This window comes from Actinoplanes sp. NPDC051346 (assembly GCF_040682215.1).
GTDB lineage: Bacteria > Actinomycetota > Actinomycetes > Mycobacteriales > Micromonosporaceae > Actinoplanes.
Genome location: NZ_JBFBAJ010000003.1, coordinates 520,338 through 534,392, shown reverse-complemented (window position 1 = coordinate 534,392; position 14,055 = coordinate 520,338). Strand labels below are relative to the sequence as shown.

The window sequence follows — 14,055 nt, the reverse complement described above, 5'->3', positions numbered from 1 at the left end:
TCGTCTAGGCTCCCGCAGTCCATCCGAACTGCCTCCGGAGTTACCCCTTATGAACCGACGGTTCGCCGCCGTTCTCGTCCCTCTGCTCGCGCTGTCGCTCGCCGCCTGCACCGACGACGAGCCTGCCGACCCCAAGGCCGCCCTCGCGGCGTCCACCGCCGGGCTCAAGGCGGGCAACTACAGCTTCACGGCCTCGCTCCCGGGCGACACGTCGGCCAAGGGGACCGTGCACACCCCGTCGAAGTCGGCCTCCCTCGACCTCGACACCGTCGACGAGGGCACCAAGGGCAAGATCCAGTTCCGGATCACCGATCCCGACCGGTACGTGAAGATCGCCTTCGACATGGGCGAGGCCACGAAGCAGATGCAGAGCCTGTCGGAGCTCGGCGACGACCCGCAGAGCGCCAAGATCGTCGAGGGCCTCAAGTCGATGATCGAGCTGTTCAGCGGCAAGCAGTGGCTCAAGATGGACATGTCCAAGGTGACGTCCAAGGACTTCAAGATCGGTATCGAGGACCCGGACCTCACCGGAGCCGCCGGCCTGTTCGCCGCTGCCACCACCGCGGAGCGCAAGGGCTCGGCCATCACCGGCACCCTCGACGCCACCCAGGTCAAGGACGACGCCCACCTGCTCGGCACCTCGGTCTTCGCGGGTGCCGACCCCGCCCAGGCCAAGGCGATTCCGTACGAGGCCACGCTCGACGACGACGGCCGGCTGACCAAGCTCGTGCTCGACCTGCCGAAGACCACCGACGCCCCGGCCGGCAAGCTGACCATGGAGGTCAACGGCTACGGCGCCGCGACCAAGCAGGAGGCGCCTCCGGCCGCCGAGACCAAGGACATGCCGGAAGCTTCCTACGACATGATCAACGCCAAGGGCTGAGCCTCACTGGTCACCGCGGGACGCCCGGGCCGCCTCGATGCGGTCCCGGGCCCCGTCCAGCCAGCGCTGGCAGACGTCGGCCAGCTTCTCGCCGCGCTCCCAGAGCGCCAGCGACTCCTCCAGCGAGGCGCCACCCTGTTCCAGCTTCTCCACGACCGTCGCCAGTTCGCCCCGGGCCTGCTCGTAGCTGAGGGTCTCGTCGGTCATGGGGTGCTCTCCTGAACTTCCGTGCGCAGCTCGCCGTCTGCCAGCCGTACGCGTAGAACATCTCCGGTCTTGACCTCGCCCGCCGCTCGGACGACATGGCCGTCGGCGCGCTGCACGATCGCGTAGCCGCGCTCGAGCGTCGCGGCCGGCGACAGCGCCCGCAGCCGCGCGAGGGTGTGACGCAGGTCGTCGTCGGCCCGGCGGATCCGGTGCTCGAGGCTGCGGCCGGCCCGGTCACGCAGGCCGGTCACCTCGGTCGCGCGCTGCTCGACCAGCGTCTCGGGGCGTGCCAGCACGGGACGGGACCGCCAGGCATCGAGGCGGTGGGCCTCGCGGTCGATCAGGGTCAGCACCGCCCGGTCCAGCCGGCGCCGGGCCTGCCCGATCAGCAGACGCTCCTCGGCCAGGTCGGGCACGATCCGCTTGGCGGCGTCGGTCGGCGTGGAGGCGCGCAGGTCGGCGACGTAATCCAGCAGCGGTGCGTCGGTCTCGTGGCCGATGGCGCTGACCACCGGCGTCCGGCAGCCGAAGACCGCCCGGCACAGTGCCTCGTCGGAGAAGGGCAGCAGGTCCTCGACGCTGCCGCCGCCGCGGGCGATGACGATGACGTCGACGGTGTCGTCGTTCTCCAGCACCTTGAGCGCGTCGAGAATCTGCGGCACCGCGGTCGGGCCCTGCACCGGCACGTTGACGACCCGGAAATCGACGCCCGGCCACCGGCGGCGGGTGTTCATCAGCACGTCCCGCTCGGCGGCCGAGGCGCGTCCGGTGATGAGGCCGATCCGCCGCGGCAGGAACGGCAGCCGACGCTTGCGCTCGCGGGCGAACAACCCCTCGGCGGCGAGCAGCTTCTTGAGCCGGTCCAGGCGGGCGAGCAGCTCGCCGAGCCCGACCTGGCGGATTTCGTCGGCGCGCAGGCTGAGTGAGCCGCGGGCCGGATAGAACTCGGGCTTCGCGTGCAGGGTGACCCGGGCGCCCTCGGCCAACTCCGGTGCGCCGGCGTCCAGAACGTCGCGGTGGGCGGTCACCGTCAGGCTCAGATCGGCCGACGGGTCACGCAGGGTCAGGAAGACCACGGCGGCACCCGGACGGCGGCTGATCTGGGCGACCTGGCCGTCGACCCACACCCAGCCGAGCTTGGCCACCCAGGCGCCGAGCTTCTGGCTGACGACGCGGACCGGCCACGGCTCGTCGGCGGTCGACTTCGGCTCCGGCTGCGTCACCCGGACTACCCTACGGCTCAGCCGCAGCCGGTTCCCTCGTGCGGGCGACCGAGGCGTCGCGCCAGGCAGGGCAGCATCAGGGCGATCAGGCCCGCGTATCCCCAGAAGAGCAGGTCGGCGCCGAGATGGAGGCTGTCGACGTGCCACTCGCCGCCCGGGTCGCGGGCCAGGATGGCGAACGGGTAGCCGTGCCGCTGAGCGAAGCTGTCCAGGCAGCACGCCGCGGTGTCGGCGGGCACCGCGCTGCCCAGCAGGCCGGCGGCGAGGATGAGGCCGCCGACGATCGTGAGGGCGGGACTCGGCCGCATGGCGATCGAGGCCAGGGAGATCAGCAGCGCGCCGCCGACCACCAGCACGCCGTGGAAGAGCAGGTAGGCGCCGTCCGGCGTACCCGGCTGGCGGTCCAGTTCGACGCCGAGATCGAGCAGCCCGATCAGGACCGAAACCCAGCCGACGAGCAGGCGCAGCGCGGTACCGACGGACTCCCACAGGCCGGGTACGCCCACGGTGCCGGTGGCACTCATGGCCCGAGTATCCCGCCGGGCGGTCCGTCAGGGTGCGGAAACGCGTCGGGTCCTGACCTTTGTGACCGCCGCGGCCACCAGCAGGCCGAGGAAACCCCAGAACACGGCGGTCGCGGCCAGGTTCACGGCGTCCACCTGCCAGCTCGCCCGCTCGGCCAGGGCCTGGGCGGTCCGGGGGTCGTCGGCGACCGCGCCCCGGTTCAGCCACTCGTACGGCCAGCCCCGCCGGGCGACGTACGCCCACATGCCGCCCACCCTGGTGGTCTCCGCCAGTAGGCCGGCGAGAGCGCCCACGGCCGCCGTCACGGCGGCGGCGCTCGCCGTCAGCAGCGCCGGAAGCGGCACCCGGTGCGGCATCAGCAGCACCAGCCCGCCCACGGCGAGGACGCCGCCCACCACCAGGTCCGCCAGTCGGCCCGGGGACTGAAGGTTGAGCAGAATCCAGGTCAGCGCCCCGACCAGCGTGACGGCGCCGGCCAAACCCCTGATCAAGGCCCCGATCCGGGGTCCTGTGCCGGTCTCGCCGGCGGCCACGTCAGTGTCGCTCACCGGCCGAGTATGCCGCGCTCCGCGCGAAACGTCCCTGGGCCAGGCCGCCGCCCTCGACCGCGGCGTCGCGGTGCTGAGCTGTTGTGGTGCGTATCGCAGGCCGCGAGATCAGGGCGCGGGGCACGTACCATTGGCCGGTGACCTCCGAAGCCAGCACCCCAGTCCGCAAGCGTGTGCTCCTCGCCAAGCCGCGGGGCTACTGCGCCGGTGTCGACCGCGCGGTGCAGACGGTGGAGGAGGCGCTCAAGCTCTACGGCGCCCCGGTCTACGTGCGCAAACAGATCGTGCACAACAAGCACGTGGTGAGCACGCTCGAGGCCCGCGGCGCGATCTTCGTGGAGGAGAACGAGGAGGTGCCCGAGGGCGCAACCGTCGTCTTCTCGGCGCACGGCGTCGCGCCCGAGGTCCACGAGCAGGCCCGCGAGCGCAACCTCAAGGCCATCGACGCCACCTGCCCGCTGGTCACGAAGGTGCACCACGAGGCCAGGCGGTTCGCCGCGGAGGACTACGACATCCTGCTCATCGGCCACGAGGGCCACGAGGAGGTCATCGGCACGGCGGGCGAGGCGCCGGCGCACATCCAGCTGGTCGACGGCCCCGAGGACGTCGACAACGTGGTGGTCCGCGACCCCGCCAAGGTGGTCTGGCTGTCCCAGACGACGCTGTCGGTCGACGAGACCATGGAGACCGTCGCCCGGCTCAAGACCCGGCTGCCGCTGCTGCAGTCGCCGCCGAGCGACGACATCTGCTACGCCACCTCCAACCGCCAGCACGTGGTCAAGGAGATCGCGCCGGACTGCGACGTGGTCATCGTGGTGGGTTCGGCCAACTCCTCCAATTCCGTACGCCTGGTCGAGGTGGCCCTCGGTGCCGGCGCGAAGGCCGGACACCTGGTCGACTACGCCACCGAGATCCAGGACGAGTGGCTGGAGGGCGCCGTCACCGTCGGCGTCAGCTCGGGCGCCAGCGTTCCGGAGGACCTGGTCATGGAGGTGCTCGCCCACCTCGCGGAGCGGGGCTTCGGTGAGGTCACCGAGTACACCACGGCCGAGGAGCGGCTCACGTTTTCGCTGCCGCAGGAGCTGCGCCGCGACATGAAGGCCGCGGCGGCCGCGCGCTCGTAGCCGACGGCGGCTCGGCGTCAGAAGTCTCCGCCGAAGTCACCGCCACCGAAGTCTCCGCCGACATCTCCGGCGCCGAAATCGTTGCCGCCGGAGCCGATGTCGCCGCTCTGGTCGCCGCCGAAGTCACCGGCGGCCTCCTGGAAGCCTTCCTCGTAGCCCTCGCTGTAGCCCAGGTCGCCGAAGCCCGGCGAGAAGAGTGCGTCGAAGATCAGCATGCCGCCGAGGGCGCCGACGCCCGCGCCGAGGGCCGTCTTCCAGACCGGCGTCGAATACCAACCGGCCGGGACCGGGCGGCCCTGGACGCGGCCGCCGGGGTAGTAGTACGGGGTCTGCGTGCCGGGCTGAGGCCCCGCCCGATAGTGCTGGCCCTGCACGGTGACCTCGCGCTCGCGGGTCAGCTGTCCGGCACCCTGCGCACCGTGCAGCGGCGGCAGCTCGGGTCCCGGGTCGATGCCCATCGCGGTGCGGGCCGCGCGCACGTATGCCAGCCCCTCGAGCGCCGACTCCCGGGCCAGCTCGCACTGCTTGACGGTCTTCGCCTGCTGGAGCTGGCCGCCGGCCGCGTTGTAGCGCTCGCCGGCGTCGGCCAGCGCCTGGCGTGTCGCGGGGTCGTCGCCGTGCAGGTTCAGCACCTGCCCGCCGAGCCGCTCGTACCAGCGCTGTGCCTCGGCGCGGGCGTCGTCGAACTGCCGCTGCTCGCGGGCCGCGCCGCCGTGGCGCCAGGCCACGAAGACCGCCACCACGATCAGGAGAAGGATCAGCAGCAGAAACACCTTCATGTCCTCGACGGTACCCTCGCGCACAACGTCGTACCCCTCTGGCAAGCTCGCGAGGGTGAGCTTCTCGACGCTGGCCGTGGTGGTCATCTGCCTGGCGGCCGGGGCCGCGCTCGGCTGGCTGGTCGCCCGGCTGCGGGCCGCGACCGACATCGCCCGGCTGGAGGCGACGGTCCAGGCCCGCCGCGACGGCGAGGAGCGGCTCGAGCAGTCGCTCCGGGCGCTGTCCTATGAGTCCACCGCACAGTCGCAGGAGGCCGTCGCGCGCGCCGTGGCGCCGCTGCACGAGACGCTGCGCCGCTATGAGCAGCGGGTCGTCGAGCTCGAGCGCGACCGGGTCGACGCCTACTCCGAGCTCCGCGAGCAGGTGCGGGCCATGGGCCTGGTGTCCGGCGAGCTGCGCACCGAGACCAAGCAGCTCGTCGCCGCGCTGCGGGCGCCGCAGGTCCGAGGCCGCTGGGGCGAGCACCAGTTGCGGCGCATCGTCGAGGCCGCCGGCCTGCTCGAGCACTGCGACTTCTCCGAGCAGGTCACCTCCCGCACCGACCACCAGGGCGTGCGCCCCGATCTGGTGGTGCGCCTGCACGGCGGACGGTCCGTCGTGGTGGACGCCAAGGCGCCCTTCGAGGCGTACCTGTCGGCTATGGAGGCCCGCGACGAGCGCACCCGCGACGCCCACCTGGACCAGCACGCGAGGGTGTTGCGGGGGCATGTGGACGCGCTGGCCGGCAAGGCCTATTGGACGGCGTTCGACCAGAGCCCGGATTTCGTGGTCCTCTTCGTGCCGGCCGATCCGTTCCTCGACGCCGCCCTCCAACGGGACGCGACGCTGATGGAGCACGCGTTCACCCGCAACGTCGTGCTGGCCACGCCGGCGACGCTGGTGGCGCTGCTGCGCACGGTGGCCTATTCGTGGCGGCAGGAGGCGCTGGCCCGCAACGCGCTCGCGGTGCACAGCCTGGCCCGTGAGCTCTACGGCCGCCTCGCCACGCTCGGCGACCACGTGGGCAAGCTCGGCGCCTCGCTCGGCGGGGCGGTCACCGCATACAACCGCGCGGTCGGCTCACTGGAATCCCGGGTGCTGGTCAGCGCCCGCAAGCTCGCCGAGATGGGGGTGTCCGACGAGGAACTGACCGTTCCGGCCCAGGTCGAGCTGACGCCGCGCCAGCCACAGGCCCCCGAACTGGTCGATGAGCCCCTGGTCAGACACGGCGACCAAATTCTGTAGGCGCGAGGTCAGCCTGTTCGCGCCGGACTCAGTGGCCGGATGTTGTCGAGGGCGCCGCCGGCCGCTCAGGTGCGGGGTCCTGGGCGGCCGGCGGTCAGGTGACGGGCTGGATCAGCGAGGCGTCAGCGTGGTGGTGAGGTTGGAGTAGTAGAGCCGGGTCAGGCCCTCGTAGCCGGAGTCAGTGCCGGCGTTGAGCCAGAGGTAGCCCTGGGCGTCGGCCTTGACCGTGAGCGGGGTGGCGACGGGGCTCTTGCGGGTGAGCTTGACCCACTTCTTCGTGCCGTTGCACGGCTGGCCGTTCGAGATGTCGCCGAGGTAGGCGGATTCCGGGCCGCCGTTCTTCTGGTGTCCCTTGTCCAGGGTGACCTGGTAGTGGTTCGCCTCGTCGAGGTAGACGCGCGGTTCCGCGGTGGAGGCGCCCGCCTTGACGTGCAGCGAGCCGCCCGGGGATCCGCCGATGCCGGGGCAGCCGGTGGGGGCTTGCGACCAGAAGGTGACCGAGGACCGCACCGAGTAGGTCTGGCCGGGGACGATGCCGTCCTCCGGGCCGAGGCGCTTCTTGAAGAACATGAAGAGGTCGTCGCTGCGGTTGTGGCCCTGGATGTAGAAGCCGTTGCCGCTCTTGGTGCCTTCGGGCAGCGGGGCGATCCGCGCCTCGAGCTCCATGGCCTCTTCGGTCTGCTCCGGCGAGTAGTCGGCGAAGCCCGCCTCCCAGCCCTGGGCGTTGTCGGCGAAGTCGTACGAGTAGGTCTTCGGCGCCCGGGTGGCGGCGTCCGCCTGGGCGGCGGTCGGTGCGACGAGTGCCGTCACGGCGACGGCGGCGAGGGCGGACATGGCGATTCTGATTGCGCGCAAGGATCTCTCCCGAGCATCGTGGGGAAGGTCGAGGGCTTGTGGCCTCGTGGAGTCGATCCAAGCACGTGCCTTTGAATCAAAGGCAGTCAGCCACGTATGCCTTGTTTCTCAAGGTCAGCGGGCATCAGGAGTAATGAATCATCGGCATCTACTCAGGCCTGACCAGCGCCGTCGCGGAGCGCGACGGCTTCGTCGCAGAACCTGAGGTGATCGTCACAGATTTTGTTCTTGCTCTTCGCCGTCATCAGCGCAAGTGGCGTGCGAGCTCCCGGCGTACCGCCCGCGGGCCGGGCCACACCTCGGTCAGATCGGCGGTGAAAGCCGGGGCGCCGTCCGGCTCGTCGTGCAGGGCGGGCCAGCCGTCGTCGCCGTCCGCCACCGGGTGGACCCGGTCGAGGTCGATCGGGGTCACGTCCAGCACGGTGCGCAGTCCGCGGCGGTGCACGACCGCCCGGTCGATGTCAGGCCAGGCCAGCAGCACCGGGTCGCTCCCCTCGGCGGCTAGCTCCAGGCCCGCGGAGGAGGCACGCACCCAGGTGCGCAGCGAGGATCGGGACGACAGCGCGTAGCCGCCACCCACCAGCGCTCCGATCACCGCGCCCTGCGCGACGGTCGTCCACCAGGGGTCGCGCGGGGCGCCCAGCAGGAACGCGACCAGCGGCGACACGGCCACGTAGGCGACCAGCAGCACCGCGGTCATGACCGCGAACGTCCGCCACGGTGAGGATCGGAAGAGCACGGCGTCGGCGGCGGGCGGTTCGACCTCCTCGGGCGGTAGGGACATGCCCACCATGCTGCCGTGTTCCGGCCGCCCGCAGGTCCGGGTTCGACGAAGTCCCCTACCCCGCGGGCGACCGGGCGCCGGTCAGAAGGCGCAGGCGATGACGAGTTCGGGCGTACGGTCGGGGAGCATGTCGAGCTTGCCGATCCGGCCCGCCGCCCTCAGGTCCGGCTCGACCAGGGCCAACCGGTCGAGCAGCGCCGCCGGTCCGAGCGCCTCGGCGAGCGGCACCTCCGCCTTCATCGACAGCTTGCGGTCCGACTTGGCCCGCCGGACCTGCCGCAGGGCGTCGCCGGCGAGATCGAGCAGGCCCGCGTCGCCGTCGGGGGCGACCCGCAGCAGTTCATAGCGGGTCGGCCAGGTCGCACGGTGCACCGAGCCGTAGCGCCACCACGACCAGATCTCCTCGGTCGCGTACGGCAGGAACGGCGCGAACAGCCGCACCAGCACCGACAGCCCGGCTGCCAGGGCGGCACGGGCCGAGTCGCCAGCCGGACCGGAGGCGTACGCCCGGTCCTTCACCAGCTCGATGTAGTCGTCGCAGAACGTCCAGAAGAACGCCTCGGTGGTGGTGAGCGCGGTCGTGTGGTCGTAGGCGTCGAGGGCCGTGGTCGCCTGGTCGACGACCGTGGCGAGCCGGGCGAGCACGGCCCGGTCCAGATCGGCCGTGACCGGCTGCCGCAGGGCGTCGGCGGCGCCCAGTCCCAGCGCGAAGCGCGAGGCGTTGAGCAGTTTCGTCGCCAGCCTGCGCCCCACCTTGATCTGCGCCGGATCGAACGCCAGGTCGGCGCCGGGCCGCCCGTTCGCCGCCCAGTAGCGGACCGCGTCGGAACCGTGCTGCTCGAGCAGGTCCAACGGCGTGACCACGTTGCCCTTGGACTTCGACATCTTCTTGCGGTCCGGGTCGAGGATCCAGCCCGACTGCACCGTCGTCGTCCACGGCAGGGTGCCGTGTGCGAACTGCGCGCGGACCACCGAGTAGAACAGCCAGGTGCGGATGATCTCCTGGCCCTGCGGACGCAGGTCCATGGGGTAGACCCTGCGGAAGAGATCCTCGTCGCTGCCCTGACCGGCGGCGATCTGCGGGGTCAGCGAGGAGGTGGCCCAGGTGTCCATGACGTCCGGGTCGGCCTGAAAGCCTCCCGGGACGCCGCGGCGGGACTCGTCGAAACCGGGCGGACAATCCGAAGAAGGGTCGACCGGCAACGCCGAAACGTCCGGTATGAGAGGCTGGCTGTAGTCCGGCTCGCCAGCGTCGTCGAGCCGGTACCACACCGGGATGGGCACGCCGAAGAAGCGCTGCCGGCTGATCAGCCAGTCGCCGGTGAGTCCGCCGACCCAGTGCTCGTAGCGGTGCCGCATGTGCTCCGGCGTCCAGCGCAACTCGCGACCCCGGGCCAGCAACACCTCGCGCAGGTCCTGGTCGCGTCCGCCGTTGCGGATGAACCATTGCCGGCTGGTGACGATCTCCAGCGGCGAGTCGCCCCGCTCGTAGAACTTGACCGGGTGCGTGACCGGACGGGGCTCGCCCAGCAGATCACCGGTTTCGCCGAGGATCCGGACGATCTCGCGCCGGGCGGCGTTGACCGTCAGGCCGGCGAACGGCGCGTACGCCGCCTCGGCGACTCCGTCCGGACGGTCCGGCAGGTAGCGCCCGTCGCGGCCGAGCACGACGCGGGTCGGCAGGTTCAGGTCGCGCCACCAGATGACGTCGGTCAGGTCGCCGAAGGTGCAGACCATCGCGACGCCGGTGCCCTTGTCCTTTTCGGCGAGCGCGTGTCCGTACACGGGAACCTCGACGTCGAAGAACGGCGTGCGGACGGTCGTGCCCACCAGCGGGTGGTCCGGTGGGCAGACGAGCGCGACGCAGGCCGGCAGCAGCTCGGGCCGGGTCGTGTCGACCTCGACCGGCCCGTCCGGGCCGTGGAAACGCAGCCGGTGGAACGCACCCGACCGCTCCCGGTCCTCGATCTCCGCCTGCGCGACCGCCGTGCGGAACCCGACGTCCCACAGGGTCGGCGCCTCCGACGAGTACGCCTCTCCGCGCGCGAGGTTGTCCAGGAACGCCCGCTGCGAGACCGCCTGCGCCTTCGGGCCGATGGTCGTGTAGGTCATCGCCCAGTCGACGGACAGCCCCAGCCGCCGCCACAACGCCTCGAACGCTTTCTCGTCCTCGACGGTCAGCCGGCCGCACAGCTCGACGAAGTTGCGCCGCGACACCGCGACTGCCGGCTTGGGCGGCGTCGCGGGTGGCTGCCACTGCGGGTCATAGGGCAGCGAGGGGTCGCAGTAGACGCCGTAGACGTTCTGGACGCGGCGCTCGGTCGGTAGCCCGTTGTCGTCCCATCCCATCGGGTAGAAGACGGTCTTGCCGCGCATCCGCTGGAACCGCGCGACGACGTCGGTGTGCGTGTACGAGAAGACGTGCCCCATGTGCAGCTCGCCCGATACGGTCGGCGGAGGGGTGTCGATCGCGTATACGTCGGCGCGCTCCTTCGAGCGGTCGAACGCATACGTGCCCTCCTCCTGCCAGCGGCGCGCCCACTTGTCCTCGAGCCCGTCCAGCGACGGCCGCTCGGGCAGACCGGCGCGCGCGGTCATTGCCGTATCAGTCATGCGGTCAGGCTACGGCCCGGCCCGCGTTCCGGCAGCCATGTTTCGGCCCGGGATCAAGGCGGCCCGCAGCCGGGCGCGCAACGCGTCGAACTCGGCGACCGCCTGCTGGACCCGCACCAGGAGAGCGTGCAGAGCTGCGTCGCGGATCTCGATGCTCTGCTCCCGGCCGCCGGCGCGAAGCCGGATGGTGGAGCGGTGGTCCAGCACGATCGTCACCCCGCCGAAGTGCCGGTAGGCGATGGCGACGACATGACCGCTGCGCAGGCGGCACGCGAGCTTGCTGTCGGTGAAGACGACGGTGGTGCCGCGGCCGAGGCCGCGGCCGGTCACCACGTGACGGATGACCGTTTGCGGGTCCAGCCCGACCCGGCCGCGGATCTGTTCCGCGTTCCACGTGGGCGTACGGTCGCCGGTGACCCTCGCGAGGAGCTCGTCCACGATGAGGTCGGCCGGTTCGACGCAGGCGTGCGAAGCCAATCCCAGCAGCGCGTTCGCCCGCGGGTGCAGGGCCGCCTCGCCGAGGACCGCCGCCAGGGCGCACACGTGAGGCAGGGGCAGCCCCGCCCGCAGTGCCCGGGTCAGCCGGTCGGCTTCCCGCTGGCGCCCGGTGGTCTCGAGCACCTTCAGCAGCTCCAGCTGGGTGGTGGCCGCGCCGGTGGCGGCGATCGCCGTCGTCAGGTCCGGGGTGACATTGACGCGCGCGATGTCCTGCGCTGTCCGCCTGGCGAGCGCGTTGTGCAGTCCCTCCCGTGCCGCGGGCTCGGCGAGCTCCACCAGGCTCTCGACGCACGCGGCGGCGTCTCCGAACGCCCCGGAGAAGGCGGCGTCGAGAAGCGAGGGCGGAATCGGCAGCGAGCCGCGCAACCGCCGCAGGACGTCTTCCCGAGCCGGCTCCCGCAGCCTTCGCAGGCACAAGGCGATCGCGGGATCCCGCAGCGCCTCCGGGTCCACATCGTCCGGCAGCGCGCTCAGCGCCCAGGTCATCTTCTCGGGCGGCAGCCGAGCGGCGAACTCCACGATCTGGGCGGTGGGGCGCTGCACGAGGATCGAGCGGGCAAGGCGGCGAAAGTCGTCGGGGAGCGACGCGAGGACGTCCACGGACAGTCCCGCCTCGAGCACGAGGCGGGCGTAGGCCTCGTTTCCCGTGCGGACGAACTCCCCGACGACGGCGACCACGTCTGCCGGTGGCCGGGCGGCCGCGTGTTCGAGCAGGCTGTGTGCCTCCATCGGCAGGCCGGCGTCGTGCAGGGCGACCACGGTGCCTACGGTGCTGCCCGGTGGCCGCCACTCGAGTGACATGAGCATGAGCCGGCGGACCGCGGCCTGGTGCGGCAGGGTGTAGAGCCGCAGTGTCGCCTCGAGCAGGTCCTCGTCGTCGAGATGCTCGAGATGCTCGGCGTCGCCGACCGGTGCCTGCGCCGTCCACAGCGCGTCGAGCAGGTCGACCCGCCGGCGGCGGGTCCGGTGCCGGGCCGCCATCAGGTCGACGAGGTCGCGGGCCTGGCGCTCGCGTCCGGCCCGGTGCATCGTGGCGGCCAGCCGTGCCGCCACAGCCACGGGTCGCGCCGCGACGAGCTCGGCGACGCCCTCATAGAGCATGAACGCCGCCTGCTCCTGGCCCGCGTCCCGCAGGGCGTCGGCGAATTCCACCGTCCGCGTCCCCGGAAGGCGGGTGACGAGCCGGGCGAGCATCGCCTCCACCCCTTTCAGGCCGGCGGTGAGGAGCGCGACGAGCAGGGCGATCAGCGGCCGGGGCCGGTCCATCCGGGCCTCGACCGCCGCGTCCAGCAACAGGTCGATCGCGTCGGCGTGGTCGCTTTCGAGCAGCTGCGCGGCGAGGGTCGTGACGCGGTCCGCCGGTTGCTCCGCGCACGCCGTCAGCAGCTGGCCGACCTGCTCGCCTTGACCGGTCTTGCGGAACACGTCGATGAGCTCCATCAGCGACGCGGGCCGCCGCTGCGCCGCCGCGACCAGGATGGCCCGGGCCTGCGCGGTGGCACCCGCCCTCGTGGCCTCGTCAACGATGGCGGCCACGCCCTGCTCGGCGCGCGTCGAGCCGACCGCCCGCAGCAGGCGCTCGGCGGCGGGGGCGTCCCGGGTGCTCAGCTCGGCGAGCAACTCCCGCAGCCGGGCCGGCGGCAGGTGCAGCGCCCGTTGCTCGTGATCGCTCAGCGGGGGCTGCTCGACGGTCCCCGTGTTGCCTCGGTCATCGAGGCCGACGTTGCGCACCAGCGCGATCCGCCCACCACCGTTGCTGGACCGCTGCTGCGGTGCCGGCCGCCCCGCCGCCTCCAGCGCGTTTCTGATCCGGGGATAGAGCGTGTGGAAGTCGAGGACGTCCGGTCCGTCGGGCACTCCGTCGCGGACGGCGGCCACGAAGGCGCCGGTGAAAGCGGTGAGCGGCTCGGTGGGCGGTGCGAGCGCCACCGACGTCTCCGCCGCGGCGGTCATCAGATAGGTGCCTTCGATGCGGACCCGGTCGCCGATCTCGGCTCCGGCGCCCATGCCGGGCATCATCGCCATGCCGGCGTAGCAGCAGTCGAGGAGCACGACCTTCGCCGTGGGTCCCGGGTGGTCCATCATGATGCGGCGAATGTCGTCGTAGCGCACCGCGTGCCACCAGCGCTCCAGAGCGCCGTGCTTCAGCGCCAGATAGAGGTCGTAGGCATCCGGGCGCAGGATGCCGTGGCCCGCGAAGTAGAACACCAGCGCGTCCGATGCCTCGTCGGCGGCCCGGGCGAGCGCGTCGAGCACCGCGCCGGGATGTTCCGGGTCGACGAGCCGTACGCAATGCTTCTCGGGCAGGCCCCAGAACCGCTCGTCGGTGAAGAGCTTCGCGACCTCCTCGACGTTCGCCGCGACCGTGGGCAGCGCGGCCAGGTCCCGGTAACGCGAGGCGCCCACGATGACCGCGCGGGATTTGGCGGCCTCAGGCAGCATGCCCGTGGTCGGACAACGCCTTCGCCAGCTTCTCCCGCGCCTCGGGGTCCTCGATGGCGACGGTGAGGGATCCCAGCGTGACGGTCACGGAGGGTGCCTTGGGGCGGGTACGCCGCCAGTTCGCGTACGCGATGAGGACGTTGGCGATGCCGGTGGCGCCGCTGACCACGACCCCTATCGTCTCCACCGCGTTCATCGAGGAGCCGTCGCGGGCCGGCAACGCCCGGATCCGGCCGTGCCGCGCCACCTCGGGGCTCCGCCGCAGCCAGGCGCAGAGCGAGAGCAGGGCCGTTGCGTCGGAGCCCGCCGAGATGGTGAGCAGATTGCCGGTGTCGTCCATCGGAGGGTC

Annotated in this window: 13 protein-coding genes; 3 read left to right on the top strand and 10 right to left on the bottom strand. The window is 71.9% G+C overall.

The features are described 5' to 3' along the window. Positions 1-49: 49 nt before the first annotated feature. Positions 50-883, top strand: coding sequence for a hypothetical protein (locus tag AB0M36_RS10755; protein ID WP_364155210.1), 834 nt, complete (start codon positions 50-52; stop codon positions 881-883). A gap of 3 nt (positions 884-886) precedes the next feature. Here AB0M36_RS10755 and AB0M36_RS10750 read toward each other — a convergent pair whose 3' ends face one another. The 4 genes from AB0M36_RS10750 to AB0M36_RS10735 are packed head-to-tail and all read right to left on the bottom strand — an operon-like array spanning position 887 to position 3,386. Beyond that, entirely contained in the window at positions 887-1,090 is a 204-nt protein-coding gene (locus tag AB0M36_RS10750) for an exodeoxyribonuclease VII small subunit (RefSeq protein ID WP_364155209.1), read from the bottom strand. After that, a complete protein-coding gene (gene xseA / locus AB0M36_RS10745) occupies positions 1,087-2,313 on the bottom strand; it encodes an exodeoxyribonuclease VII large subunit (protein ID WP_364155207.1) in 1,227 nt (408 codons plus the stop codon). The genes AB0M36_RS10750 and xseA overlap by 4 nt, the downstream gene beginning before the upstream one ends. Positions 2,314-2,330: 17 nt before the next feature. Beyond that, positions 2,331-2,837, bottom strand: coding sequence for a hypothetical protein (locus tag AB0M36_RS10740; protein WP_364155205.1), 507 nt, complete (start codon positions 2,835-2,837; stop codon positions 2,331-2,333). A gap of 27 nt (positions 2,838-2,864) precedes the next feature. Beyond that, the gene (locus AB0M36_RS10735) at positions 2,865-3,386 is read right to left on the bottom strand and encodes a hypothetical protein (protein WP_364155204.1); all 522 of its coding nucleotides are present in this window, start codon (positions 3,384-3,386) and stop codon (positions 2,865-2,867) included. A 137-nt stretch (positions 3,387-3,523) separates the two neighbouring features. Here AB0M36_RS10735 and AB0M36_RS10730 point away from each other — a divergent pair, with 137 nt between their 5' ends. Next, positions 3,524-4,510 (top strand): 4-hydroxy-3-methylbut-2-enyl diphosphate reductase, encoded by a 987-nt coding sequence (locus tag AB0M36_RS10730; protein WP_364155203.1) that lies wholly within the window; start codon positions 3,524-3,526, stop codon positions 4,508-4,510. Positions 4,511-4,527: 17 nt separating this feature from the next. Here AB0M36_RS10730 and AB0M36_RS10725 read toward each other — a convergent pair whose 3' ends face one another. Then, positions 4,528-5,289, bottom strand: coding sequence for a hypothetical protein (locus tag AB0M36_RS10725; protein WP_364155201.1), 762 nt, complete (start codon positions 5,287-5,289; stop codon positions 4,528-4,530). On the opposite strand from AB0M36_RS10725, the gene AB0M36_RS10720 reads away from it, so the two are divergent. Further along, the gene (locus AB0M36_RS10720) at positions 5,288-6,514 is read left to right on the top strand and encodes a DNA recombination protein RmuC (protein ID WP_364155199.1); all 1,227 of its coding nucleotides are present in this window, start codon (positions 5,288-5,290) and stop codon (positions 6,512-6,514) included. The genes AB0M36_RS10725 and AB0M36_RS10720 overlap by 2 nt on opposite strands. Before the next feature lie 111 nt (positions 6,515-6,625). Here the strand turns inward: AB0M36_RS10720 and AB0M36_RS10715 are convergent, their stop codons facing one another. The 5 genes from AB0M36_RS10715 to AB0M36_RS10695 all read right to left on the bottom strand — a co-directional run bounded on the left by AB0M36_RS10715 (position 6,626) and on the right by AB0M36_RS10695 (position 14,046). After that, positions 6,626-7,369: a hypothetical protein gene (locus tag AB0M36_RS10715; RefSeq protein ID WP_364155197.1), complete on the bottom strand. Its 744-nt coding sequence runs from the start codon at positions 7,367-7,369 to the stop codon at positions 6,626-6,628. A gap of 244 nt (positions 7,370-7,613) precedes the next feature. Next, positions 7,614-8,153, bottom strand: coding sequence for a hypothetical protein (locus tag AB0M36_RS10710; RefSeq protein WP_364155196.1), 540 nt, complete (start codon positions 8,151-8,153; stop codon positions 7,614-7,616). An 81-nt stretch (positions 8,154-8,234) separates the two neighbouring features. Next, positions 8,235-10,766 carry a valine--tRNA ligase gene (gene valS / locus AB0M36_RS10705; protein WP_364155194.1) on the bottom strand — a complete coding sequence of 844 codons (2,532 nt, stop codon included), beginning with the start codon at positions 10,764-10,766 and terminating at the stop codon, positions 8,235-8,237. A 9-nt stretch (positions 10,767-10,775) separates the two neighbouring features. Then, the gene (locus AB0M36_RS10700; protein WP_364155192.1) at positions 10,776-13,706 is read right to left on the bottom strand and encodes a caspase family protein; all 2,931 of its coding nucleotides are present in this window, start codon (positions 13,704-13,706) and stop codon (positions 10,776-10,778) included. Then, the gene (locus AB0M36_RS10695; RefSeq protein WP_364155190.1) at positions 13,696-14,046 is read right to left on the bottom strand and encodes a hypothetical protein; all 351 of its coding nucleotides are present in this window, start codon (positions 14,044-14,046) and stop codon (positions 13,696-13,698) included. The genes AB0M36_RS10700 and AB0M36_RS10695 overlap by 11 nt, the downstream gene beginning before the upstream one ends. Positions 14,047-14,055 lie beyond the last annotated feature (9 nt).

What these genes read in the sequence shown, in the direction of transcription:
- AB0M36_RS10755 (WP_364155210.1), top strand. Translation starts at nt 50, where the DNA reads ATGAACCGACGGTTCGCCGCCGTTCTCGTCCCTCTGCTCGCGCTGTCG.
- AB0M36_RS10750 (WP_364155209.1), bottom strand. Translation starts at nt 1,090, where the DNA reads ATGACCGACGAGACCCTCAGCTACGAGCAGGCCCGGGGCGAACTGGCG.
- AB0M36_RS10740 (WP_364155205.1), bottom strand. Translation starts at nt 2,837, where the DNA reads ATGAGTGCCACCGGCACCGTGGGCGTACCCGGCCTGTGGGAGTCCGTC.
- AB0M36_RS10720 (WP_364155199.1), top strand. Translation starts at nt 5,288, where the DNA reads ATGTCCTCGACGGTACCCTCGCGCACAACGTCGTACCCCTCTGGCAAG.
- AB0M36_RS10725 (WP_364155201.1), bottom strand. Translation starts at nt 5,289, where the DNA reads ATGAAGGTGTTTCTGCTGCTGATCCTTCTCCTGATCGTGGTGGCGGTC.
- AB0M36_RS10710 (WP_364155196.1), bottom strand. Translation starts at nt 8,153, where the DNA reads ATGTCCCTACCGCCCGAGGAGGTCGAACCGCCCGCCGCCGACGCCGTG.
- valS (WP_364155194.1), bottom strand. Translation starts at nt 10,766, where the DNA reads ATGACTGATACGGCAATGACCGCGCGCGCCGGTCTGCCCGAGCGGCCG.
- AB0M36_RS10700 (WP_364155192.1), bottom strand. Translation starts at nt 13,706, where the DNA reads ATGCTGCCTGAGGCCGCCAAATCCCGCGCGGTCATCGTGGGCGCCTCG.
- AB0M36_RS10695 (WP_364155190.1), bottom strand. Translation starts at nt 14,046, where the DNA reads ATGGACGACACCGGCAATCTGCTCACCATCTCGGCGGGCTCCGACGCA.